The organism is Acinetobacter sp. YH12205, assembly GCF_013418125.1.
Classification (GTDB): Bacteria; Pseudomonadota; Gammaproteobacteria; order Pseudomonadales; family Moraxellaceae; genus Acinetobacter; species Acinetobacter towneri.
On record NZ_VPCQ01000003.1, the window covers coordinates 264,304 to 289,473 of the forward strand.

Annotated in this window: 21 protein-coding genes and 1 other RNA gene; 11 read left to right on the forward strand and 11 right to left on the reverse strand. The window is 42.7% G+C overall.

Annotated features, from left to right (window positions below):
• Positions 1-116 precede the first annotated feature (116 nt).
• Positions 117-1,475 (forward strand): NAD(P)-binding domain-containing protein, encoded by a 1,359-nt coding sequence (locus tag FTU92_RS05635; RefSeq protein WP_136144449.1) that lies wholly within the window; start codon positions 117-119, stop codon positions 1,473-1,475.
• A gap of 119 nt (positions 1,476-1,594) precedes the next feature.
• Here the strand turns inward: FTU92_RS05635 and glpK are convergent, their stop codons facing one another.
• A complete protein-coding gene (gene glpK / locus FTU92_RS05640; protein ID WP_104852385.1) occupies positions 1,595-3,079 on the reverse strand; it encodes a glycerol kinase GlpK in 1,485 nt (494 codons plus the stop codon).
• 130 nt (positions 3,080-3,209) lie between these two features.
• Between glpK and ssrA the strand changes: the two genes are divergently transcribed.
• From ssrA to FTU92_RS05665, 5 genes are all read left to right on the forward strand, one after another.
• Positions 3,210-3,569: a transfer-messenger RNA gene (ssrA, locus tag FTU92_RS05645) on the forward strand.
• 284 nt (positions 3,570-3,853) lie between these two features.
• Positions 3,854-4,096, forward strand: a complete 243-nt coding sequence (locus FTU92_RS05650; RefSeq protein ID WP_178318234.1) for a hypothetical protein — start codon at positions 3,854-3,856, stop codon at positions 4,094-4,096.
• Between the two features lie 185 nt (positions 4,097-4,281).
• Entirely contained in the window at positions 4,282-5,433 is a 1,152-nt protein-coding gene (locus tag FTU92_RS05655; RefSeq protein ID WP_004975381.1) for an efflux RND transporter periplasmic adaptor subunit, read from the forward strand.
• Complete coding sequence (locus FTU92_RS05660; protein WP_180095832.1) at positions 5,430-6,638, forward strand: ABC transporter permease; 1,209 nt, start codon at positions 5,430-5,432, stop codon at positions 6,636-6,638. Before FTU92_RS05655 ends, FTU92_RS05660 begins: the two co-directional genes overlap by 4 nt.
• Position 6,639: 1 nt before the next feature.
• Entirely contained in the window at positions 6,640-7,347 is a 708-nt protein-coding gene (locus FTU92_RS05665; protein WP_180095834.1) for an ABC transporter ATP-binding protein, read from the forward strand.
• Between the two features lie 138 nt (positions 7,348-7,485).
• Here the strand turns inward: FTU92_RS05665 and FTU92_RS05670 are convergent, their stop codons facing one another.
• The 3 genes from FTU92_RS05670 to FTU92_RS05680 form a co-directional block, all read right to left on the reverse strand.
• A complete protein-coding gene (locus FTU92_RS05670; RefSeq protein WP_104852389.1) occupies positions 7,486-7,803 on the reverse strand; it encodes a hypothetical protein in 318 nt (105 codons plus the stop codon).
• A gap of 140 nt (positions 7,804-7,943) precedes the next feature.
• Positions 7,944-8,726 (reverse strand): sulfite exporter TauE/SafE family protein, encoded by a 783-nt coding sequence (locus FTU92_RS05675; RefSeq protein WP_104852390.1) that lies wholly within the window; start codon positions 8,724-8,726, stop codon positions 7,944-7,946.
• Positions 8,727-8,770: 44 nt separating this feature from the next.
• The gene (locus tag FTU92_RS05680; protein ID WP_096902279.1) at positions 8,771-9,454 is read right to left on the reverse strand and encodes an MBL fold metallo-hydrolase; all 684 of its coding nucleotides are present in this window, start codon (positions 9,452-9,454) and stop codon (positions 8,771-8,773) included.
• A 193-nt stretch (positions 9,455-9,647) separates the two neighbouring features.
• On the opposite strand from FTU92_RS05680, the gene FTU92_RS05685 reads away from it, so the two are divergent.
• Positions 9,648-10,985 (forward strand): sigma-54-dependent Fis family transcriptional regulator, encoded by a 1,338-nt coding sequence (locus FTU92_RS05685; RefSeq protein ID WP_180095836.1) that lies wholly within the window; start codon positions 9,648-9,650, stop codon positions 10,983-10,985.
• 16 nt (positions 10,986-11,001) lie between these two features.
• Here the strand turns inward: FTU92_RS05685 and FTU92_RS05690 are convergent, their stop codons facing one another.
• The 5 genes from FTU92_RS05690 to FTU92_RS05710 all read right to left on the reverse strand — a co-directional run bounded on the left by FTU92_RS05690 (position 11,002) and on the right by FTU92_RS05710 (position 15,900).
• The gene (locus FTU92_RS05690) at positions 11,002-11,817 is read right to left on the reverse strand and encodes an SDR family oxidoreductase (RefSeq protein ID WP_180095838.1); all 816 of its coding nucleotides are present in this window, start codon (positions 11,815-11,817) and stop codon (positions 11,002-11,004) included.
• 40 nt (positions 11,818-11,857) lie between these two features.
• Positions 11,858-12,712: a TauD/TfdA family dioxygenase gene (locus tag FTU92_RS05695; protein ID WP_180008624.1), complete on the reverse strand. Its 855-nt coding sequence runs from the start codon at positions 12,710-12,712 to the stop codon at positions 11,858-11,860.
• The gene (locus FTU92_RS05700) at positions 12,666-14,357 is read right to left on the reverse strand and encodes an AMP-binding protein (RefSeq protein ID WP_180095840.1); all 1,692 of its coding nucleotides are present in this window, start codon (positions 14,355-14,357) and stop codon (positions 12,666-12,668) included. Before FTU92_RS05700 ends, FTU92_RS05695 begins: the two co-directional genes overlap by 47 nt.
• A gap of 28 nt (positions 14,358-14,385) precedes the next feature.
• The gene (locus FTU92_RS05705) at positions 14,386-15,180 is read right to left on the reverse strand and encodes a thermostable hemolysin (RefSeq protein ID WP_180095842.1); all 795 of its coding nucleotides are present in this window, start codon (positions 15,178-15,180) and stop codon (positions 14,386-14,388) included.
• A gap of 222 nt (positions 15,181-15,402) precedes the next feature.
• Positions 15,403-15,900: a thioesterase family protein gene (locus FTU92_RS05710; RefSeq protein ID WP_096902274.1), complete on the reverse strand. Its 498-nt coding sequence runs from the start codon at positions 15,898-15,900 to the stop codon at positions 15,403-15,405.
• A gap of 120 nt (positions 15,901-16,020) precedes the next feature.
• Between FTU92_RS05710 and hemB the strand changes: the two genes are divergently transcribed.
• A complete protein-coding gene (gene hemB / locus FTU92_RS05715; protein WP_004975342.1) occupies positions 16,021-17,034 on the forward strand; it encodes a porphobilinogen synthase in 1,014 nt (337 codons plus the stop codon).
• 13 nt (positions 17,035-17,047) lie between these two features.
• A complete protein-coding gene (gene thiO / locus FTU92_RS05720; RefSeq protein WP_004975341.1) occupies positions 17,048-18,166 on the forward strand; it encodes a glycine oxidase ThiO in 1,119 nt (372 codons plus the stop codon).
• A gap of 20 nt (positions 18,167-18,186) precedes the next feature.
• Here the strand turns inward: thiO and FTU92_RS05725 are convergent, their stop codons facing one another.
• Entirely contained in the window at positions 18,187-19,104 is a 918-nt protein-coding gene (locus FTU92_RS05725) for a TIGR01777 family oxidoreductase (protein ID WP_180095844.1), read from the reverse strand.
• Between the two features lie 136 nt (positions 19,105-19,240).
• Positions 19,241-19,687, reverse strand: coding sequence for an ABZJ_00895 family protein (locus tag FTU92_RS05730; RefSeq protein WP_004975337.1), 447 nt, complete (start codon positions 19,685-19,687; stop codon positions 19,241-19,243).
• A 481-nt stretch (positions 19,688-20,168) separates the two neighbouring features.
• Between FTU92_RS05730 and FTU92_RS05735 the strand changes: the two genes are divergently transcribed.
• Positions 20,169-21,419 (forward strand): exonuclease SbcCD subunit D C-terminal domain-containing protein, encoded by a 1,251-nt coding sequence (locus FTU92_RS05735; RefSeq protein WP_154320420.1) that lies wholly within the window; start codon positions 20,169-20,171, stop codon positions 21,417-21,419.
• Between the two features lie 9 nt (positions 21,420-21,428).
• On the forward strand, positions 21,429-25,040 hold the full coding sequence (locus FTU92_RS05740) for an AAA family ATPase (protein ID WP_180095846.1): 3,612 nt from the start codon (positions 21,429-21,431) through the stop codon (positions 25,038-25,040).
• Positions 25,041-25,170 lie beyond the last annotated feature (130 nt).

The window sequence follows — 25,170 nt, forward strand, 5'->3', positions numbered from 1 at the left end:
TCTCTAAATTTAGGATTGTATTTGCTTATTTTTATAATGCGGATATTTAAAATCCTGAATTGTGTCACTCAAAATTGGAGAAGTAATTAAGAACTCAAAAACTAATGGAGATAGCAATGGATCGAATTGCAATTATTGGCGCTGGCCCAAGCGGCATGGCCCAATTAAGAGCGTTTCAGTCAGCAAAGGCCAAAGGTCTACAAGTTCCTGAAATTGTATGTTTCGAAAAACAAAATGATTGGGGTGGACTCTGGAACTATACTTGGCGCACAGGTATAGATGAACATGGCGAACCTGTCCACGGCAGTATGTACCGTTATTTATGGTCAAATGGCCCTAAAGAAGCGCTAGAATTTGCCGATTATACTTTTGATGAACACTTCAAAAAACCAATCGCGTCTTATCCGCCACGCGCAGTGTTGTGGGATTATATTCAAGGTCGTGCAGAAAAAGCACAGGTGAAAGACTTAGTCCGCTTTAATACCGCCGTTCAGCATATTCATTATGATGATGCGACGCAAAAATTTACGGTTGATGTCGAAGATTACGCACAGCAACGTCATTATTCAGAACAGTTTGATTATGTTGTGGTGGCCTCTGGGCACTTTTCTACCCCGCGTGTCCCTGTTTATGAAGGCTTTGATCAATTCCATGGTCGTATTTTACACGCGCATGATTTCCGTGATGCACTGGAATTTAAAGGTAAATCAGTGCTGTTGGTGGGCAGCAGCTACTCTGCCGAAGACATTGGTTCGCAATGTTATAAATACGGCGCCAAACAAATTTACAGTTGCTATCGCAGTAAAGCCATGGGCTTTAAGTGGCCCAAAAACTGGTCTGAAAAACCACAATTACTGCGTGTAGATGAAAATACTGCTTATTTTGGTGATGGAACATCGGCCAAAATTGATGCCATTATTTTATGTACGGGCTATTTACACCACTTCCCGTTTATTGAAGATGGCTTGCGCCTCAGAACGCATAACTGCCTTTATCCACTAGGTTTATATCAAGGTGTGGTTTGGGAAAAGAATCCACGTTTGTTCTATTTGGGTATGCAAGATCAATGGTACACCTTCAATATGTTCGATGCGCAGGCATGGTTTGTCCGCGATGTGATTTTGGGCAAAATTGCGTTGCCAAGCATAGAGGAAATGCAAAGCCATACCCAAACCTTGCATGAAAAAGAACAACGCTTAATGAGCGATGAACAATCTGCACGTTTTCAAGGGGATTACATCAAACGCCTGATTGCGCAGACCGACTATCCATCTTTCAATATTGATGCAGTACACGATATTTTCATGCAATGGAAAAAGCATAAAAAAGAAAATATTATGGGCTTTAGAGATAAAGTTTATCGCTCAGTGATGACAGGAAAAATGGCTAAACCGCATCACACACCATGGCTTTATGCACTAGATGATTCTTTGGAAAGTTATCTAGAAGATGAAGCTCAACGTGAGGCAATGTAAGGCGTAATCTAAAAGATCAAAGTAACGAAAAAACAGCTACAAGCCTCAAAAGTTTTGCTGATGAGGCTTGTGGTTTAAAGATTTATTTCAACTTAGCGTTATTTTAGAAATAGCGCTGATTATAAGTCTGACTTAGCACGTTTTAAGGCTTGTTGCCAACGCGCTAAATGTTCTGCACGCTCTGCTTCATTCATTTGGGGTTCAAATACCCGATCTAACTGCCAAGATGCTGAAATTTCAGATAAGTCAGAAAATACACCCGCCTTTAAACCTGCCATAGCTGCTGCTCCCCAAGCGGTTGATTCCAACATTTTAGGACGTAACACAGGCACATTTAAAATATCGGCTTGGAATTGCATCAACATATCATTTTGACTAGCACCACCATCGACTCGAAGCTCTTTCAGTGGATGATCTAAATCGGATTGCATCGCAGTGAGTACATCCGACACCTGAAATGCAATGGATTCCAAGGCAGCACGGGCAATATGTGCCTTGTTGGTGCCACGTGACATTCCACATAAAAGCGCTCGCGCTTCACTGTCCCAATGTGGCGCACCAAGCCCTGTAAATGCAGGAACTAGCACTACACCATCGCTAGAAGTTACACTATTGGCAAGTTGTTCCACATCGCTGCTTTTTTGGATAATACCCAAACCATCGCGCAGCCATTGCACTACAGCACCTGCCATAAAAACACTGCCTTCAAGGGCAAAATGGGTTTGATTTTGACATTGCCACGCCAAAGTAGTGAGTAACTTATTTTGGCTAAATTGCACCTGATTGCCTGTATTAAACAACATAAAGCAGCCTGTGCCGTAGGTATTTTTTGCTGTACCAACTTCAAAGCACGATTGCCCAAACAACGCCGCCTGCTGATCGCCTAAAATACCTGTAATTGGGATATTCGCCCCCAATAAACCCGTTGCGGTATCTGCAATATAGCTGTCGGATGCAATAATTTTAGGTAAAACTGATGCGGGAATTTGAAATAATTCCAGCAATTCTTCATCCCAAGTTTGGTGATGTAAATTCATCAACATCGTTCTTGAAGCATTACTCGCTTCAATGACATGCTCTGCGCCTTGGGTCAAATTCCAGATTAACCAACTGTCGATGGTGCCAAAAGCCACATGCCCCTGCTGTGCCAATGCTTTTAATCCATCGACATGCTCAAGCAGCCACACCAGTTTGCCTGCACTAAAATACGGATCTATACGCAGACCTGTTTTTTCCTGAATCAATTGCATCTGATTATTTTGAATCAAGTGATGACACCAATCAGCCGCACGACGATCTTGCCAAATTATTGCAGGCGCTAATGGTTTGCCTGTGCGTTTATCCCACACCACTGTGGTTTCACGTTGATTGGTCACACCAATTGCGCGAATGTCTTTAGCCAAAATACCTGCAGTCGCCAGAGCCTGTTGCACCACAGCAATTTGATTTGACCAGATTTCTTGAGCATCTTGCTCCACCCAACCTGAATGTGGGGTCTGAATATGGGTTTCTCGTTGTGCCGTTGCCTGAACTTGTCCGTGTTCATTGAAGATGATAGCGCGACTAGAGGTTGTGCCTTGATCGAGTGCTAGTAAATAACTCATATTTTTTATTGTGTTTGACTTGAAAAATAAAATATTAGCGCAATTATGTAACTAAGCGCATCGAAATGTGTAATTGTGCAGAAAATACATCGTAATTTTTGCCAGCTATGCTATGATTGCGCTGTGATATGGGGATGTTATTGGCTTCGACGCTGATGATGAAGCTCATAGATGCATGCCGAGAGCGCATTTTCTCTCGTAAATCAAATTTGCATTAAAATAGTCGCAAACGACGAATCTTACGCTCTAGCTGCCTAAGGGCCGCTTGTCCGCTTCACTGAATACTTGTGGTCAGTGAACCCGACTGAAGCGCACGCACACAAGTCCGTATAGAGTTGAGCCTCGGGACTTTATACCAAACTTAGAGGATCGCACTTTAAACCCTGTTCGTCGGGTCTTAGAGTGTTAAAACAATAGACGATATCTAAGCATGTAGTATTCTCGAGTGTAGTGTTGGCGGACGCGGGTTCAACTCCCGCCATCTCCACCAAATTCTTAAATTCATATGAAGTTACATAACTAAATATGACTAAAAAATCCTTAAACATCAGTGTTTAAGGCTTTTTCTATGGGTTTTGCGTCCAATGCTATCCAGAACAAATTGACCCAAATTTGAATAAATTGGGTCAAAATTGCGTCAATTTGACCCACAACTTTTAGATCTATAATGACCTGAAGCGAAGTACATCTCTCAAACAACCCTTGTCATAAATTTGTAATGTTTGTTGCTTATAAATTCTTAGAAATTTCAACTTTATATTTTAAGGTTCAGGAATGTCAGCAAACATCAGCTTAAAGTATCTAAATTCATTGATCAGTGATGCTCAGACTAAAGGCAATAAAATTGAGAAAATATTATTAGGCTATAAGGCTTATTATTTTTTCATGTCAGATAGTGATTTCCATAAGGCAGTGACTAGCTCTGCACTCTCGCCAAGCAAACGTAAATATAAAGACCATAAAATTAAAGTGACCCAAGACGACTATCAAGTTGAATTAAAACTTCACGAAAAATGATCAGGATAGCTTTCTATTAAGCGATCTAGGTTCAAATTCACTTTTAGGATTTAAGCCTTTTTATTGGGTGGTTTATTCATCTCCAAACATTTTTCGCTTTCACTCCCCAAACCGAATAACTCCCCCGCACAACAACAAAATAGATTATATTATCCTTAATTGATAAAAAATTATGCGGAGTACACATGCAGGTATTTCCCTTAGGAAAGCGAACGATTTCCGTGATTGTGGTCATTGTAGCTCTGGTTTTATTGTTAATTTACGTGGTCTTACGCACAGGCCCATTTGCCCCTGTCAACGTCACCCTCACGCAAGTCAAATATCAATCCATTCAACCTAGCCTGTTTGGCGTAGCAACCGTTGAAGCGCGTTATAATTATAAAATTGGCCCAACTGCAGCAGGTCGCTTAAAAAACTTAAAAGTAGATATTGGCGATAACGTACAAGCAGAACAACTGTTAGGCGAAATGGATCCTGTCGATCTAGAAGATCGTTTATTGGCTCAACGTGCGATAATCCAAAAAATTACCGCTCAGCAACAAGACACTCAAATCCGTCAAAATTTTGCGCAGCAACAAGTCAATCGTTATCAACAACTAGCTAAAATCAATGCCACCAGCCAAGAATCTTTAGCCATTAAACAACAAGAGCTCGATTTGGCAACGGCGGCACTCAGCGCGATGCAACAAGAACTCAATAAAGCACGTGCAGACCTGAATACCTTACAAGCACAGCGTGATAATTTAAATTTAGTGGCCACAGCTGCAGGTGTCGTCACTGCACGTTATGCAGAACCGGGTTCAACGGTGGTAGCAGGTCAAACCGTACTAGAAATTGTCGATCCTAACTCCATTTGGATGAATGCCCGTTTCGATCAATCCAGTGCGATTGGTTTAGCTGCTGACTTACCAGCTCAAATTCATTTACGTTCACGGCAAAATAATGCTTTGGCAGGTCATGTGTTATGGGTAGAACCCCGTGCCGATGCCATTACCGAAGAAATTTTAGCTAAAGTGGTTTTTAATCAACCTCCAACGCCTCTTCCGCCTTTGGGTGAGTTAGCAGAAGTCACCATCAGCCTCGCACCATTGGCACGCAGCTTAACCATTCCCAATGCGGCAGTTCACCGTATCAATAACCAAGTAGGCGTGTGGAAAGTTGTGGCCGAAAAGCCGCAATTTGTTGAAGTTCAATTAGGACGTTCAAATTTAGCGGGCGATGTGCAAGTGCTCGCAGGCTTATCCGAAAATGATCAAGTGGTGCTGTATAGTGAAAAACCCCTACATGCCAAAAACCGTTTACGGGTTGTCAAGCAACTTGCAGGAGCAGCTAAATGATTAGTCTGGCAGGTCGTGATATTTTCCATTCATGGGGTAAATTTGTATTTACTGGCTTTGGACTCGGCTTGCTGATTGGTGTGACCTTAATTATGGCTGGCGTGTATCGCGGCATGGTAGATGATGCCAAAGCCCTGCTGAATAACAGTGGTGCTGACCTATGGGTAGTGCAGCAAGATACACTTGGCCCTTATGCAGAACCTTCAAGTGTGCGTGATGATTTATATCGCAGCGTGATGAATATGCCCGGGGTGGCGCATGCTTCAAATATTACTTATTTAACCATGCAAGTGCATCATCAAGATAAAGATATTCGCTCGATGGTGGTCGGGATTCAAACAGGTGAACATGCGTGGAATAACTTGGGGTGGCCGCCACATTTATTGGCAGGACGTCAATTGACCCGCGGGCACTATGAAGCCGTAGCCGACATGAGTACGGGATTAAAGTTGGGTGATCGTATTAAAATCCGTCGTAACACCTTTACCGTGGTGGGTTTAACCCGACGCATGGTGTCTTCGGGTGGTGACCCGATGATTTTTATTCCGCTGAAAGATGCACAACAGGCGCAATTCCAAAAGGACAATGCTGCCATTTTACAAGACCGTAGACGAATTGCAGTAAACCCAATTTATAACCGCCCTGCTTATCCTGACTTGCTTGAAAGCGTACTCAATGCACAAAGTAGCAACCGTTATGTGAATGCTATTTTAGTCCGTTTAAATGCAGGTGCTTCAGCTCAAGAAACAGCAGCACATATTCAGCGTTGGCAACAACTAACAGTCTATACCCGCCCGCAGATGGAACACATTTTAATCAGCAAAATGATTGCCACATCCGCCAAACAAATTGCCATGTTTTTAGTGATTTTGGCCTTGGTCAGCGCCGCGATTGTGGCATTTATTATTTATACCCTGACTATGGACAAAATTCGTGAAATTGCGGTCTTAAAATTAATCGGCACACGCAATCGCACAATCGCTTGGATGATCTTGCAACAAGCACTCGCGCTGGGATTAATTGGATTTGCTGTCGGTAAAATCAGTTCAACTTTTGCAGCACCATATTTCCCCAAATATGTCTTATTGGTTCCACAAGATTCGATTTTCGGATTTTTTGCGGTGATGCTGATTTGCATGTTAGCCAGTTTGGTTGCAATTCAGATGGCACTGCGTGTTGACCCTGCCGAAGCAATTGGGGGATAACATGACACACGGCATTTTAATTGAAGGTTTAAAAAAGCGTTTTGGACAAGGTGACAATGCCTTTTATGCCTTAAAAGATGTCAATATGCAGGTTGCGCCCGGTGAAGTGGTTGGGCTGATTGGCCCCTCAGGTTCGGGCAAAAGTACCTTGCTCAAATGTTTAGGTGCAGTGATTGATCCTACCGAAGGACGCATGACTTTGGGCGATGAGGTAATTTTCGATCAACGCTGGTTGGTCAAAGACTTAAGCGCCTTACGCCGCGACAAAATTGGTTTTATGTTCCAAACTCCGTACTTAATTCCTTTTTTAAATGTTTTGGATAATGTGGCGCTGCTGCCAATGTTGGCAGGTGTAGCCAATGACACTGCCCGCGCCCGCGCATTGGAAATTTTAACGGCGCTCGATGTGCAGCATCGGGTACATGCTATGCCTGGACAATTGTCTGGTGGTGAACAACAGCGTGTCGCCATTGCACGTGGCTTGATTAATCAACCGCCTGTGATTTTAGCCGATGAACCCACTGCACCATTGGATAGTGTACGTGCGATGACCGTGATTCGCTTATTACACGAAATGGCAGAAAAATTTCAAACTGCAATTATTGTAGTCACACATGACGATAAAATCATCCCTACCTTTAAACGCTTGTACCACATTCGAGATGGTGTGACTTATGAAGAACAAGGAGAAGGACGTCCTTTTAAGTAGGCTCTAAAGTTTTCAGCGCTGGAAACTGATGTTTTAGCTCAATATAAAAACCGCGCTTAAATCATTCAAACGCGGTTTTTTAAATATTCACAGGTCAGTAAACTGAACCCATCGGCATCTTATCAGCCAACATTTTACTCAGTATTCATAGCCATTGTTGATAGACCATTGCTGCAATTTGCCATAATAGATTTCATCACTGAACAGCAGGTCTGCTTTAGAGGCAGCATTACTTTCTTCGGTTGGGCAGAAACCATCATCACAATCGGCATCGACAACCCAGCAACCACGCACAAATAATACTTTATTGCCTTCTTGCTCCAGTTGTTTCTGAACGCGATCAATCGCTTCATGTAAGTCATCTGCGCCTAAATATGCGGTCAAATACGCATAAGAGCCTGTTTCATCGGATGCTTTACGGAACTCTACACCCACACAAAATAAATGTTTTTTCATTCTTGGCTCCTTGTCATCTTATACAACTAAGCTAATCTTTAATTTGGTCTAGGTCTAGTGCTTTTTCTTACACTTAACAATACGTTACCTATTCACAATACTGCAGTTCAAAGTAAAAACCTAGTATCCAAATATCAGACTTAAGCCATAATCGCTGTATAAATGAGGTAGAACGCAACACCAATGACTGTTGTAGCAAATACCTTTTGTACAGTATTGCTATTCATGCGATGTACCAAAGTACGTCCAAGTAACATCCCGACAATACACGCCAGAACAAAGGTGATGGTGACTGCCATTGGGTACTGAAAGCCATCTAAAACGTGTGCTGAAATACTCACGCCACCAATCAGGAAAATAATCATCAAAGAGGTTGCGACGATACTGCGCATATCCAAATCGGTAAATTTACGCAATAACGGCACAATAATAAAACCACCGCCCACACCCAACAAACCCGTCAATAAGCCTGCAATTACACCCACACCACCAAGCAAAGACGCCGTTTTAACATTCCAAATTAAGCGTCCTGTGTTTTGGTTTACCTTACACGGTGGATTAGTTTGGTCGTTGACCTTATTAAAGAAAATACGATACGCCACAATAAACATGACCAGACTGAACGCCAGTGTTAACCACATGGGCGGCACAATACCTGCCAAATGCACCCCATAACGCGCAGATGGAATACTGATTAGGGCAATCCACAATGCAGCACGATAACGTACAATACGTTTGAACAAGCCTTCAACTGTGCCAACCAAAGCCGCCAAAGTGACTGCCAATAAACCCACGGGTGCAGCCTGCGCCACAGTCCAGCCTTGGCTTGCCATAAGAGCAGGAACGGCAAGAATACCGCCCCCTGCCCCTGTCAAACCCAGCAAAGTACCAATCGCCAAGCCTTCTAGGATTAACATCCACATGCGTATTTTCCCCTATTCCATCACTGTGTTGTGCTGTGCAAGCATTACTTGCCGCAAACTTTATTGGCAGGCAAAGCCACATCAATATGTTTTGGATAAGGCAGTTTTAAATTCTGCATGAGGGTAATAAATTCCGCTTTGGTGCGCCCTTGTCCTAAACGCGAGTTATTGCGTTTTTCCTGCCCAACGGTAGAAGACACACGCCCTTTGTAGTCATGCCCTGGGTACACCAAAGTGTCATCAGGTAAGCTAAAAATTTGTAGATGAATGCTGTCATATAAAGTCGCTGGGTTGCCTTCCTGAAAGTCAGTACGACCACAACCATCAATTAACAACGCATCGCCAGTGAATACCATGCCATTGACCACATAGCTGGTACAGGCGTTGGTATGACCCGGGGTATAACGTGCTTCAATCAACAATTCACCCACACGAATGGCGCTGCCATCGGTAATGAAAATATCGCCACACACCACACCTGAATTACGATGTAATACAGTTTTACAACCAAAACGTGTTCTGAGTTCGTTGGCAGCAGTAATATGGTCAGCGTGTACGTGCGTATCTAAGCTATACACCAATTGCAAATCATGCTGTTCTAGAAAAGCAGCATATTGCTCAACCTCTGAAATTACAGGGTCAATCAGCACCGCTTCACGGGTTTGTTCAGATGCCAATAAGTAAGTATAGGTCGAGCTGTCAGCTTCAAAAAATTGATGAAAGATCATGAGATAGATACTGAGTTTTATATTTTGTTATTCTTAATTTTGCAAATATAGTGCCAACTTAATCTCTTTTAAATATATTAATAAAATACAATATATTAAGAGATATTGTTTAATTTAGATCATCCTCCATGTTTCACATCTGTTGCATTTTGTGTTTCAATTGAATCAATAATGAAACAAAAGATGAAACATCATGAATGCGATACATGACTTTGAACAACAGGCCAGTCTTGAAAGCTTTTTGTTTCATTTACAACAACTTTGTCCAGACAGTTTGCTCTATGTTTATGACGACATTGCTCAAACATGGATTTATGAATATGCACAAGATGCTTCTGTTTCTGCAGCTACGGGTAAAACATTAAAAAACCAATTATTGAAATTAAAACTACAATCACAATCAGCATCACAACCACAGACAGGTCTGCTGCAACTCCCGAATAGTGCTAAGGCATGGCACTACCACAGCTTAAATATTCGTGTCCATACAGCCGATTTCACAGGATGTTTATTCTTTCTGCAGCCTAGCGTTGCAACAGTGTCATCACAAACACTCACCCCATCTGCCCAAGCACAAAATAGTTTGGCGGAGTTTTTCCATAGTGATTCGCCACAAATGCAGCATATGTATTCCATTATTGAACGGGTAGCGATTACTGAGTTTCCTGTTTTGGTGCGTGGTGAATCTGGTAGTGGTAAAGAGTTGGTGGCGCAAGCAGTACATGCACGCAGCCAACGGCATGCACAAGTCTTTATTGCGATTAACTGCGCGGCTTTAAATGCCAATATTTTAGAAAGTGAATTGTTTGGGCATGTGAAAGGTGCATTTACAGGGGCAATTCGTGAGCATAAAGGTGTGTTTGAACGTGCTGCAGGTGGTACTTTATTTTTAGATGAAATTGCAGAAATTCCACTGGAATTGCAAGCCAAATTATTGCGAGTATTAGAAACGGGCGAATTCACCCCTTTGGGCGGTGAAAAAGCGATTGAATCGAATGTCAGAATTATTACCGCAACCCATCGCGCTTTACGTGAAGAAGCGCGTTTAGGCAGATTTCGCCAAGATTTACTTTATCGTTTACGGGTGATTCCAATTTTTGTGCCACCACTACGTGAACGTAAACAAGATATCCCTAAAATTGCAGCATTTATTTTGCAACAACAAGCCCAGTTTCAGGTCACGCCACATTTGACCGAGCAAGCACTGAAGGTATTAATCAATTACGACTGGCCGGGCAACGTGCGTGAATTAAAGAATGCCTTGCTGTATGCATTGACCATGTCAGCAGGTAAAACGGAAATTGATCAACACGATTTACCCGATGAAATTGTGCATGCTAGTTTGAAACTCGCCTCAGCTCCCGCAACGCCACAACCTATTGAGCTACCCATCAAAACCAACAATAAAGTAGATAAAGACACGCTGCAGGATTTACTAGAAAAATATCAGGGGCAAACTCAATTGGTGGCACAAGCCTTGGGCATTAGCCGAACCACCTTATGGCGATATCGAAAAAAATATCATTTATAAGGCGGAAACTTAAAAATCAGGAATCAGTCGCTTTGCTTTGATCTGCATATTCATAAATGGTGTCTAAATCTTTTTGAATGGCAGCCGCGACTCGGCTAGGCATCAACTGATTCAGTTTGACAAAGACTTTTTCAGGATACCCGACCTGATAGGATTGACGGTCTGTTTGTAAAAATTGATACAGCTCTTGTGCCACAAATTCAGGTGCATCCACTTTTGTACCCATTTTGATATTCATTTCTATCACATCGGGATTGTTCATACTGGTATTGGTCGCGCGTGGGGAGAAATATCTAAAACGAATGGCAGTCTGACCATACTCTCGCGCCAATGCTTCAGTTGCACCACGCAAGGCAAACTTACTGGCGCAATAACTCACATAGCCAGGGTAGCCGATGCTGCCAAAAGTCGAGCCAATATTGATGATCTGACTCGGCTGACTGTCCGACATATATGGAATCACATCCTGAATCAGTTGCAGCGGATAAGCCACATTAACCAGCATCATTTGCTCAATGGTGTCCTGTGATTGCTGCGCAAACAGACGAAAATCATTCATACCTGCATTGTTAATATAGTAATGAATCGGCTGTTTTAATGCGGCAAGTGCCTGAATAAAATCATGACGACTGCTGGCATCAATTAAATCACAACGCAGACTGTGTAATTGCAACTGAGGATACTGCTGCGCCAGACTTTGCTCTAGTTGTTGCAAGGTGTCTTGCTTACGCCCAACCAAAATTAAGTTTAAGCCTTTTTCAGCAAAATGATGCGCAATCGCATGACCAATCCCGCCTGTTGCCCCGAAAATCACCGCAGTTAAATTTGACATAAAAGATACTCTCAATTTTAAGATATTCGATACAACTCAATTATAAAAATGCAGGATTCAGTCCCAAGCCCATACAAATATAGAGTTTACGATCTTCTAATGGCACCAATATTTCACGTCTGCCATGCATAAAGCGCTTGTTATCAATGAGCACCACATCACCATCTTGCCAGTCAATTTCTGAGGTTTCACGCTCGCATCGCTCTGCCAACTCTTCCAATAATTCCGCTTGGATTTCGCTGCCATCGGCAAAGTAAAAACGCGGCTTTTCGTAATTATAAGAAGGCCCCAACAAGGTGTTGGCAAAGGCAGGCACAGCTTTTAAATTGTCATGGCGAATCATCGGCATGCTTAAATCGTACTGTACGCCTTCATCATGCGCAGGGCGAATCCGTTGTCTAGGAATCATCTCAATAAAATGAGCGAGTTCCTGCTGCCCGACCTGTACGGCATCGGCAATATTGAGTGCTGTCGCCACATACTTTTGCCACATCGCTTTGGGTAAGTAACGGCTGATGGTCATCGGTTCAGCAAATTTCTGCTTCAGTGTGTCAGGCAGTTTTTGCCATACCTCATGTCCATCACATAAAGTAGTCTGCGAACCACGCGAAGCACTTTTTTCACTAAAAAAAGCAATAATATCAGGCGGCATTGGGGTTGAACTATTTTCTATATGCAGTCCCATTGCCTGCGTACCTGCATCTACTTTTTGCGATTGTCGGGTCACATTTTCACGTGCAGGGTCATAGGTCAGCTTTTGGCAAATATTGCTCATCAGCCCACTAAACGCATTCACATCATAATGTTCATTTCTAAGTAAAACCCAACCGTGCTCCACCAAACGATCTTTAATTTGTTGTGGGGAATGTTTGAATTGCTGTTGTGCAATATTCATGTGATTTCTCTCTATCTCTATTGATGACTGACAGGTTGATGTCTATCTGTGAAACATCTCCAAGATCAGCCATTAAATACGTTGTAGGATGTGCCAAAGCTGTCTGATACTGTTGCTGAATGACTGCTCTACGCAATTTTTCGTTATCGGTTAACATCTGATTATTTAAAGAAAAAGGTTGTTCAGCACGGCACCAGTGTTTAATTTGGGCATAATCAGGCACACGGGTATTGGCACGATAAATCGCGGCTGCCAATTGCGCATCTGAACGATGTTCCTCGGCATAAATCACTGCAGATAATGACGGCTGCGCTTCACCAAACACGGCAATCTGTTGAATTTCAGGCTCACTCAAACTGTTCGATTCAACCCATTCTGGTGAAATATTGCGCCCAAAACTGCTGACAATAATTTGCTTGATACGCCCCGTGATATATAAATAGCCATCTTCATCAAAATAACCTGCATCGCCTGTGTGAATATCGGCTGATACCGCATCCTGCTCACGCCCAAGTTCATGCATATATCCCAACATGGCATTGCCCTTGACCACCACTTCTTGATTGGCAGCAATTTCGACTTGAACATGCGGCAATACGCGGCCAACACTGCCAATTCTGCGAGCTTCAGGCAGGTTTAAACTCACGACCGATGCACATTCAGACAGACCATAACCTTCATAAACAGGTAAATTGAATTGCTGACACTGCTTGAGTAAATCTGCAGACACCTTGCCACCACCCACGGCAATAAACCTCAAAGTACGCAAGCCTGCATCGCCATGTTGATGGATATATTCCACAATCGCTTTGAGCATTTGTGGCAATAAAATCACGCTTTCAATATGATATTGCTGCACGGCATCGACAAAGCGTGAAACATCAAACTCATGGTTGGACAGCAAACCAAACTGACTGACTTCAGCCACCACCACTGCACGCCTCATGTGAAAAGGCACATACACGCCTGCGATATTTTCAAGCAATGTTGCAAATGGAATTAGACACAAATGCCGCCCAAGCTGGCTGCTTTGCAATGCCTGACTTAAAGAGTACGTAATTGAATTAATGGTGGCTTCTGCCAAACACACACCTTTGGGAGTACCCGTACTGCCCGAGGTATAAGTAATTTTTGTAGGCTGCTCAGCAGAATTTGGGGATAAATGCGGTTGTGCTGTTTCAACGCTTAGACGAAACAACTGCCCTTGATATAAATCTGATGGTGGCAAAACCTGTGCCTGAACTGCATCAATCATCTCCAACAAAGCTTCTGGAATAGCAGTATTTCCAATAGCCGAGTTAACATTGGACGGAGTATCGCTTTGTGCAGTATCCGTCAAAATACACAGCAACTCGGCTTGGCTGTCTTGCAGTAAATGTTGCACTTGTGCAGCAGTAAAAAATAAAGGCACAGGAATGACTGTCATTGCAGCTTTACGTGCGGCTAAATCGACCACAATCCAATCGGCCTGATTCACACCCCACAACGCCAAACGCTGTACTTGATAAGTTGCCAATTCTGCACTGAGCAACTCAACCCGTTGCTGTAATGTGGCATAACTCAGTGTGGTTTGTGCCGTCACAATTGCTTCACGCTCAGGGTCTGTTTGGGCATAGTGATTCAGGTTTTCAAATAACTCATTCATCTTTCAATTTCCGCCTTTCTGCATGACCTTAGGCATAAAAACAATATTGCTGTTGCGTGACCGCCAACGCTGCTGCAACGTCAATCGCCAGTACATAAGGCTTCTGTTGGTAATAACTGCCCCATTGATGCTGTGCATCGCCCAAGGCTTCGGGGTTGGCTTTTTCTAGTACCTGAAAATGCAAACCCATTTGCTGTAACACATAGCGCACTGCTGCTGTTCCTGTGCAAACTGCCCACGACACATTGTTCTGCGATAAGTGAAAGACCAAAAAAGCCACCATCAATTTGGCTTTGCTCATGTCTTGCGCTGCCAAGTTGCCAATTTCAACAATCTGCGCGCGCGTTACAGGCACTTGGCTCAATTGGGTTAAAATGGTTTCAATGGGTGCACCTAAATACTGTTCCAAAAAGGCTTGGTTTGCGCCCAATGGTTGCATGCCAATCACCACTTGCATGTCGTGGTTTACATAGCCTGCAAACAAGGTATCTGAAAAAGTATTTATGGATGCCTGATGGACTTTTTGGTATTTATCTCGAATAAAATGCTCTAATGCCAAGCGTTGTTCGCTAGCATCTTGGGTCACAGTTGTCACATTTAAATGTTGTACTGTTGTGTGTGCTTGAATCACCGAGGCATAGCTGTGTAATACATCTAAATGTGGCTGTTCTAGGTTCAACTGTTTTGGGTTCGTTTGTGGTTTATACGGCTGCGCTACAGATGCATACCCGTTGAATTGTTTTTTATTTTTTTGCTGATGAAAATTCGCATCCAGAAAATGCGTTTGACTGGATGATTGAGCATCAAAATTAAATTTGATCATGTGCATCACATTGGATAGAAAATAACTCAATGCTCAAGATAGAAATCTAAACTTAAAGAAAACTTAAGTCGCTACAAACTGTCACAATTCAAAAAACTCTTCATGCACACAAAAAAAGGAGATGATCACTCAACTCCTTATATGTTTAAAACAATAAACTAATCAAAAATAAACAGTCATCCAATTATGCAAAACACAATTGTTCGCGCCCTACCTTAGATTTTAATAGGCATAAGACGCAATTGCCGTTGCAATTGGTTTATCTTCATCATTGACCATCGTCATACGCATGGTGCAGCCTTTACGCCCTAAACGCAAAGTTTCCGCACGGGCAATAAAATACTTGCCGCGTCCCGGTGCTAAATAATCCACTCGCATATCTACGGTAGCCAAACGAGTGACTTTTTTAATGGTATCGGGCAAATCGTCAGGTTCTGTCCGTTTATATAACTCCCCCATTGCCACAATACCGCCCACACTGTCCAAAATGGTTGCAGCAACACCACCATGTAAAATTTGGAAAGCCACGTTGCCCACCATATACGGTTGCATCTCAATATAGGCTTCAATTTGACCATCTACCACACGCATGCTCATGCCATTGTGTTGAAAAAATGGCGATCCATTAAATGCATTGACCAATTGTCTTAGCACGACATCAATATCGACTTTCGCGCCTAAATGTATATTCCCAGTCCAATTTTTCTCTGCATTACTCATAACGTGCCCAAAAGTCCAAACAACTCAATTTACCAACAATAAAAACAGCCAATGTATGCCCAAATGAAATTTAAGGGGCTACAATAGTCGTCTAGTTTAATACTGATCAGTGAGATTTTTATGACCTATACGTTCAATCGCCCTGCATTTCCTGCCACTCGTATGCGTCGTATCCGTAAAAATGATCAATTACGCGCCATGGTTCGCGAAACTCACTTAACCACAGATCACTTGATTTATCCTGTATTTGTTTTACCGGGACAAAATCAAACCCAAGATATTCCAAGCATGCCGAATATTCAGCGTTTATCGGCAGACTTATTACTCAAAAAAGCCGAGCGTTTAATGCAGTTGGGCGTGTCTAAACTGGCATTATTTCCAGTCACACCACAAGAAGACAAAAGCCTGACCGCAGAAGCAGCATGGCGTGAAGATGGCTTGGTGCAAAACACACTACGCCTGCTGAAAAAAGAATTGCCAGAGATGGTACTTATTACCGATGGCGCACTCGACCCGTACACCACTCATGGTCAAGATGGCATTATTGATGACACAGGCTATGTCCTGAATGATGAAACGGTTGAATGTCTAATTAAACAGGCTTTAAGCCATGCCGAAGCGGGTGCAGATGTGGTTGCGCCAAGTGACATGATGGATGGCCGTATTGGTGCGATTCGTCAGGCGTTGGAAAGCAACGGGCATATCTATACCTCTATCATGGCTTATTCAGCCAAATATGCCTCTAGCTTTTACGGTCCTTTCCGTGATGCAGTCGGTTCTGCCAGCAACCTAAAAGGCGGCAACAAATACAATTATCAAATGGATATTGGCAACCGTGCCGAAGCCTTGCATGAAATTGCACTGGATATTCAAGAAGGTGCAGACATGGTGATTGTAAAACCAGGCATGCCTTATTTAGACATTGTACGTGAAGTGAAAGATAACTTTGGTGTGCCAACCTTTGTCTATCAAGTGAGTGGTGAATACGCCATGCTTGCTGCCGCGATTCAAAATGGCTGGTTGTCGGACAGTGTGATTATTGAATCGCTAATGAGTTGCCGCCGTGCAGGTGCAGATGGTATTTGGACATATTTTGCCGAAGAAGCAGCACTCAAACTTAAAGATATGGCATAAACAGGCGACTTTCATGCACATCGCAATCATTGGTGCAGGCATCAGCGGTTTGTTGTCTGCACTCGAACTGGTAGAGCAGGGCTGCTCTATCAGTATTTTTGATCAACAACAAGCAGCACAAGCGGCATCATGGGCAGGTGGTGGAATTCTTTCTCCCATGTATCCGTGGCGTTATCCTCAAGCGGTCAATGACTTAGCCCAATTTGCCAAACCGCAGTACCAAGCATGGAATGAAAAACTCAAACCTATTACAGGCATTGATTTTGAAATCCATGAAACAGGCATGTTGATTTTTGATGAAGATGATTTTGAGATTGGTATAAATTATGCCGAACGTCATCATGAACCGATGCAGCAAGCTGAATGTCTGAATCGGGAACAGCTCGAACAAATTAACCCGCATATCCATCCCAAATTTAAACAAGCCCTGTATTTCTCACAACTTGCCAATGTGCGCAATCCGCGTTTATTACAATCGCTCACGCAATATTTGAAACAACATCCGCGCGTGCGATTTTTTGAACACTGCCCAATTCAGCAATTTCAGATCACTGAAGATCGTATTCAAGCCATTCAATCTGCCGATGGTCGCTTGCATCGTGCAGATCATATCGTGCTTGCGACAGGTGCATGGTCACAGCACTGGGCGGCACAACTGGGTTTAGAGATTCCTGTACAGCCTGTACAAGGGCAAATTGTGTTATTTAAAACCCCTGCACAATGGTTGCCAAGCATGTGCATGAACAAGGTGATGTACTTGATTCCACGTCAAGATGGGCATGTGCTATGCGGTTCCAGTATGCGTCACGTTGGTTTTGACACCACACCAAACCCGCAAACCCAACAAGATATTTTAACGGCTTGTTTTGAAATGGTGCCTGAATTGGCACAGTTCCCCATTGTGAAACAATGGGCTGGTTTACGTCCAGGCTCGCCTACAGGTGTGCCGTATATCGGCAAAGTGCCAAGCCTAAATAATGTATGGATGAATTTCGGACACTTCCGTAATGGCTTATGTATGGGCACTGCTTCAGCGCAGTTATTAAGACAGCTCATGCTTGGGCAAGAAACGATTGTTGATCCTGCCGCTTATGATCCAAAGCAGTTACAGCCCACCTCAATCTGTGCATAACACTCAGCAGCATCCTCTGTTTAAGTAGAGAATGATGCACCCAGACAAGCCGCTAGCGCCTGTTCAAGTTTTGGATATTGAAAGCAATAACCTGCTTGTTCTAACGCTTGTGGTTTGACATATTGCCCATTCAGCACCAATTGCGATTGCTCGCCCAATAACCAACGCAAGACAAAAGCAGGTAACACCAAAAATGGACGACGTTTTAAAAGCCGAGCTGCGGTTTCGGCAAAGTCTTGCTGACTGGTTTTTTCAGGTGCAACCACATTCAAAATTTTGGCGTCTACAGGTTGCATCATTAACCAGTGAATGGCCTGTAAAACATCTTGTATATGCACCCATGCAACAGGCTGCCGTCCATGCCCAATCCGCCCGACGGCATTTAAACGAATTGGTAATAACATTTGCGGTAAAATGCCGCCACCGCGTCCAAACACCACACCCAAACGCATAATTTTAGTATTTTGCTGGCTAAAGCTTAAAGCAGCTTGTTCCCATTGCTGACACAGTTGCGACATAAAAATATCTTGTGCTGTACTGTGCTCGGTACACAATGTAGACCATTGTTCCTGCGGGTCAATTCCGTAATACCCCACAGCCGAGCCTGAAATAATACACTTGGGGAAAATACGGCGCTTTTCAAGATATTGATATAAGTACAGTGTGGTCTGAACTCGACTATCGAGCAATTTTTGTTTGCGTTCTGCTGTCCATCTGCCCTGCCCAATACTTTCTCCCGCCAAATTAATCACATAATCAATTTGGTCGGTGTCGAGTTCATCTAACTGCTGAATCCAGCGTAATTGTGGATGTTTGGATACTCGATTGGGCTGTCGGGTTAGCCCCACCACCCGATAATCCTGTTGCAATAAAAACGGCAACAATTGTGAACCAATAAAACCACTTGCCCCTGTTACCAGTACCAAAGGTTTATGCATCTTCCAATCTCAGCATGATGAAAAATATAGTTTTAGCTATACGTGATTTAGACTGAATGTTCAAGTCTAAGCAAATCATCATCACATAACTGATCATGTATATTTGAAGAAAATCAGATATTAACAACTTCTTTTATCAGCCAAACATTTTAACTGCCATACGCTGTGCCTGTTTACCATAAAACCAATAGGTCAGCAGATACAATGGAATTGCGATCAACAAGAACATGATCACCACCACACTCATAAATTGTGGCTGTTGCAAATACTGTAAAAAATCTTGCCAAATGCTTGGGTTTTGGCGAGAAAATATCGCCAAACCTAATAATAAAAACGCCAAGTTATAGCCCCAAAAAATCAGGCTAAATCCTAAAGTAAATGTCTTGCGTTCCTTGTCATTCGGCGCACGGCGTTGTTGTTTTAAAAACTTATACAGCACTAAAATCATGGCAACCAAATAAGGCACCGCAGTTAAAATCCCGCCTACACCCGCAGGTAATAATGCAGCCAATACGCCACAAATACAGGTCATCACAAAGCAATACAAGAAAAACCAGATAAAATAACGGCTTAGCGATACCATAAAGATGACTCAGACAAAAGATTCAGCCTAGTATAAAAAAAATTGATTTTTTTTTCATGAAATTGTCAACCGAATACAAAAGCCTGACGTTATATAGGCTACAAGGTCACAACAACCGTTAATGTGTATGGCATCCACAATATTTTCGGTGACCTGACTAAAGCAATAAATCGCATACAGTCATGCTTTGAACAGCAGCCAAAGCTTTACTGTATCGCAAGTTTTTCTTTGACCGACGATTTCATCATCACTCGAATCGTCGGTCTTTATTTTTTAAGGTCTTTTTTTAGCCTTTCTAACATCAGTATTTTAACTCTCTATATTTTTCTATACAGATCACGACAGATTTTACTTTCCCTTCTCTTTAAAATCTCTGCGACCTAAATTGTCGCTTTAAAAGCAGAAAACTGGTTTTTTGCCGCAGTGTTGCGCTCAGTTATGTTAAGTTATCCCATAATTCAACATCAAGATTGGAACACGCATGGCTGTTCATTTTTTACATACGTCTGATTGGCATTTGGGGCAATTTTTCCATCACCATGAACGTGAATATGAACATACTGAATTTTTAAATTGGCTCTTAACTCAAATTAAAAGCAAACAGCCGAATGCCCTGCTCATAGCAGGCGATATTTTTGATGTGGTCAATCCTGCTTCGAGCGCTCAGAAACAACTCTATCAATTCCTTACCGATGCGCATGTGCTTGCTCCACACATGCAAACCTTAATGATTGCAGGCAATCATGACTCTGGGTATCGCATTGAGCAAGTTGAACCCTTTTTAGACCGCTTCAACGCCAAAGCTGTGGGCGTGATTGGTAAAACAGCCGAGCAAAAATTAGATTTAGATAAACTCCTAGTGCCTATTTATGACGCTGCGCAAAATATTGTGGCATGGTGTCTGACCCTGCCCTATTTACGCAGTGCAGAAATTACAGGTTTAAATGAACATAGCAGTGACAATCAATCTGCGGTTGCTTACTTACATCAACAACTGATTGCAGAAGCCAAAGCCCGTAAACAACCCGATCAAGCCCTGATTTTAATGTCACATGCACACATGCAAGGTGGCGAAACTTCCGACTCAGAACGCCCAATTGTAGTGGGGAATGAAGAAGCCTTATCGACTGCGCTGTTTGATGAGGTGATTGACTATGTCGCACTCGGACACTTACACAAACCGCAACAGGTCGGACAGCCACACATTCGCTATAGCGGCTCACCCATCCCTTTATCATTTAGCGAGCTGAATTATAAACACCAAGTCCTTGAAGTTAGGATTGATCCATTACAGGCAGATGCACAGCGTTTCCAATATGAAAGCTTGCTTATTCCACGTACGGTAGAGCTGCTTCGGATTCGCTGTGAACTTTCTGAATTAATCACCGAACTGAATAAATTGCCAAAAGATGAAATTGCAGAAGTTTGCGCACGGCATTTTTTAGAAATTGAATATATCAGCGATGCCCCGCCACCCATTGATTTACGCCAACAAATTGAACAAGCACTGCCTGCCAACCGCTATCGTTTACTGCGCATTGCACGACGCTTTCAAAACTGTGAAAACTCGAACGTGCAACAATCAAAAATTGATTTAGAGCCGCCTACGCCTGAAAAATTATTTTTAGATTTATGGGAAAAAATGGGCTATCAACCTGACCCAGAAGTGAGCCAAGATTTTTTACAGCTTTTGGCCGAAGCCCAACAAGAACTTGATCAGAATAAAGCTTAAGGATTTGCCATGAAAATTTTACGTTTAAGTTTAAATAATTTGGCATCTTTGGCAGGCACGCATGTCATCAATTTTGAAGATGAGCCACTGGCACAGGCAGGTTTAATTGCAATTACGGGCAAAACTGGTGCAGGCAAATCGACTTTGCTGGATGCCATGTGTTTGGCACTTTATGACGAAATTCCACGTTTGAGAGGTGCTACAGGCAGTCTGACCGATACCGCAGGCAAAGAAATTTCCTTAAAAGACTCTAAACATATTTTACGTCGTGGTACGACTTCTGGCTTTGCAGAACTTGAATTTATCGCGCTCGATCAAAAACGCTATTCGGCACGTTGGCAAATTCGCCGTGCACATAACAAAGTGGATGGAAACTTAAAAGTTGAACGTGCCATTACCTGCCTAGATGAGCAACGGGTTTTAAATCAAAGAATTTCTGAAGCTACGCCAATTGTAGAGCAGTTGATTGGCCTTAGTTTTGAGCAATTCACACGCGCAGTATTATTGGCACAATCGGAAGTTGGGGCATTTTTAAAAGCCAAAGACCATGAACGGGCAGATTTACTTGAATATTTAACCAATTCGCAAATTTTTACCGAAGTCAGTAAACGTGCAGCCGTTAAATTTAGTGAAATTAAACAAAAGCGAACAGATCTTGAAAATGTCATGGGGCATGTGGTGCTCCTCAGCGATGAAGCACTAAAAGACTTAGAAACCCAACAACATGACCTAAGTCAACAATTAGCTTTGCTGACCCAAACCGAAAAACTGTATGAAAATGATGTGAAATGGCACAAAGATTGCCATGAACTCTATGCCAGCACCCAAGCTAAAAAAGAAATATATGATGTTCAAGTCGATGCCGATCTTAAACTCGCCTCTCAAAAACAATTGCTCAAACATTTAGATGAATTTCAAACCATCCGCGAGCAATTTGTCTTGCGTCAGCAAGCAGATACCGAGCTAAAAAATCTGAATCAGCAGCTTTTGAAATTTGAACCAAACTTGCAACAAGCGGAATACGCACAACAGCAAGCGATTAGTCAGCAACAGCAAGCGGAAAAAGACCTTCAGGCATGGCAGCAGCATGTTGAACAATTGAAACCACAACTTGAAATTGCGGCACAGTTACAACATGAAATTTCTAGCAAACTTCAACAATATACCGCTTTGGATGCTGCACAAAAATTATTTGCAGAGCAGCAAATTCAGCCTGTGCAAAATAATTTGAAGCAACTGACGACTCAACTTGCAACCGAGCAACAACAACAGCAACATTTACAACAGCAATTCAAACAGACTGCGGCATGGGCAAATTTTGATGATAATTTAGCCCTTACGTTGCAACGTCTGCAAGATTATTTGCAGCTTGAACAGCAGCTACGTCAGCAAAACCCTACGCTGTTCCAATCTGCATTAGATACTTTAATTGAGCAACAACAACATACACAGCAACAACTGTTGGTTTGGGAAAAACAATATCAACATCCTGAACAACTTGAGCAGCAACTCACGGCAGAGCAACAGCAATTACAACATGCTTTAAAGAGTGTGCATGTTTTAGAGCGCTTGCAACAGGCACTTGAACAATGGCAACAACAGACCACCCTATTTGAGCAGTTACAACAGCGTCAGCAAGAAACTTTAAGTCTGCAACAGCAGACACAGACTCAAATTCAAACCCAACAGCAGCAAGTGCAAATTACTGAACAAGCCTTGCAACAATTACAGCAGATCTTTGAACAGCAGCGTTTATTGCAGCATCAAAGTGTGCAGGATTTACGTGCCCAATTAAAACCGAATGAAGCCTGTATGGTCTGCGGCAGCCATGAACATCCGTTTATTCAGCATGAAAATTTACTCAGTGACGCTTTAAACCAATTGCAGGATCAGCAATTGCAGCAGGCCAAAACTGAATTTGAGCATGCGCAAAAACAGCTACAACAATTGGAGCGTGCTCGCAGTCAATACGATGCAACTTATCATCAACAACAACAACGCAGTCTTGAACTGCAACAGCAACTTGAACAACAACAGACATTGGTGCAACAGCTTGCAACATCCTTATCTTTAGATTTGGATGCAGCGCTGCCTGTTGCAAAGCAAATTGAACACGTACAGCAACATTGGGCAACAACACATCAATCCACTCAACACTTGCAGCAGAGTATTCAACAAGCAAACGATACCCTGAAACAATGGCGCAATGCTGCACAGCAGGCAGAACAACTCAAATATGCTATTCAACAACGCCAAGACCTCGCTCAGCGTTTACAGCCTATTTTGTCGCTTTTAGATGCAGAACAAAGACACGCTTGGCTCAATCAACCGATTGAATACTATCAAAATGCCTTACAACAGTTAGAGCAACGTCATCACTTGCAGCAGCAGCAAGTTCAACTGAGCAAAACGATTGAACAACTGACTCAACAACAGCAGCAAGTGCAAGAAAAGTTGCTATTTTTACAACAGCAACATGCAGAGAAAACCCTACAACTGCAGCAGATTAAAACTGCAGGAAGTGAGCTGCGTGATCAAATTAAGCAGCTTACAAGAACTCATGCGGGATGTGAATATCAGACCTATCAAGAATGGCAGCAGGCTTTAGATCAGCAACAACAGCAACTCAATCTTGCACTTAGCACACAACGAACTGTACTTAATCAAGCAGAACAGGTGTTAAAAGACTTACAACTGCAAAAACATGGTTTGGATAGTAGAATTCAACAGCGCATGCAGCAACACACTGAATGTCAGCAACACATTGCAACGTGGCAAGCGACACACACGCATTTTCAAGCCAGCATCATTGATAAATGTTTACAGATTTCTTATGCCGAACATCAGCAAATACGCAACATGCTGCAGCAACAACAAAACAGTTTGGAGAGTGCTAAAACGGCTTGGCAAACATTGGAAGAGCAATATCAAAAACACTTAAAGCAACAGCCACAACTGAGTTTTGACGAGGTCACCACGCAACTGGCAGCGCTGCAAACAGACAAAGCCAAACAACAGCAAAACTATCATGAGATTGAGGCACAGCTACGCCTGAATAGCACCAATCAAGGGATTTTTGCTACCTATCAAACTCAAATTGAAAGTATCAAAGCTGAAGAATACCGCTGGGGACGTATTTACGATTTAATTGGGCATAAAGAAGGGACAAAATTTAAGAAAATTGCCCAAGAACATCACTTGGATATTTTGGTGGAATACGCCAATCAGCAATTGCTGCCACTGAGTTCGCGTTATCAGTTGCATCGTATTCCTGACAGTTTGGGGTTGGCGATTATTGATTTAGATATGAACAGTGAAATTCGCCCTGTTCTGTCTTTATCGGGTGGCGAAACCTTTTTGGTTTCTTTAGCTTTGGCACTAGCAATTGCCAATATGGCATCTGGCTCAATGAAACTGGAATCGCTATTTATTGATGAAGGCTTTGGCACTCTCGACCCGACTTCCTTGCACATGGTGATGAATGCCTTAGACCATCTGCAAAGTCAGGGACGTAAAGTGGTGCTGATTTCGCATATTCAGGAAATGCACGAACGAATTCCTGTGCAAATTCAAGTCAAACCAGTGGGTGCAGGGGCAAGTGAAGTCAATGTGGTGGGTTAAAGCCAATACTGCCTAAAATCTGAAGATTATTTGTCGATTGAAGAATTATTGAAATGACTGTGAGATTTCAGATTTTAGGCTTCCATGAAGTTGTATTGAATTTATTTTAAAATCACCCACACTTTAAGTA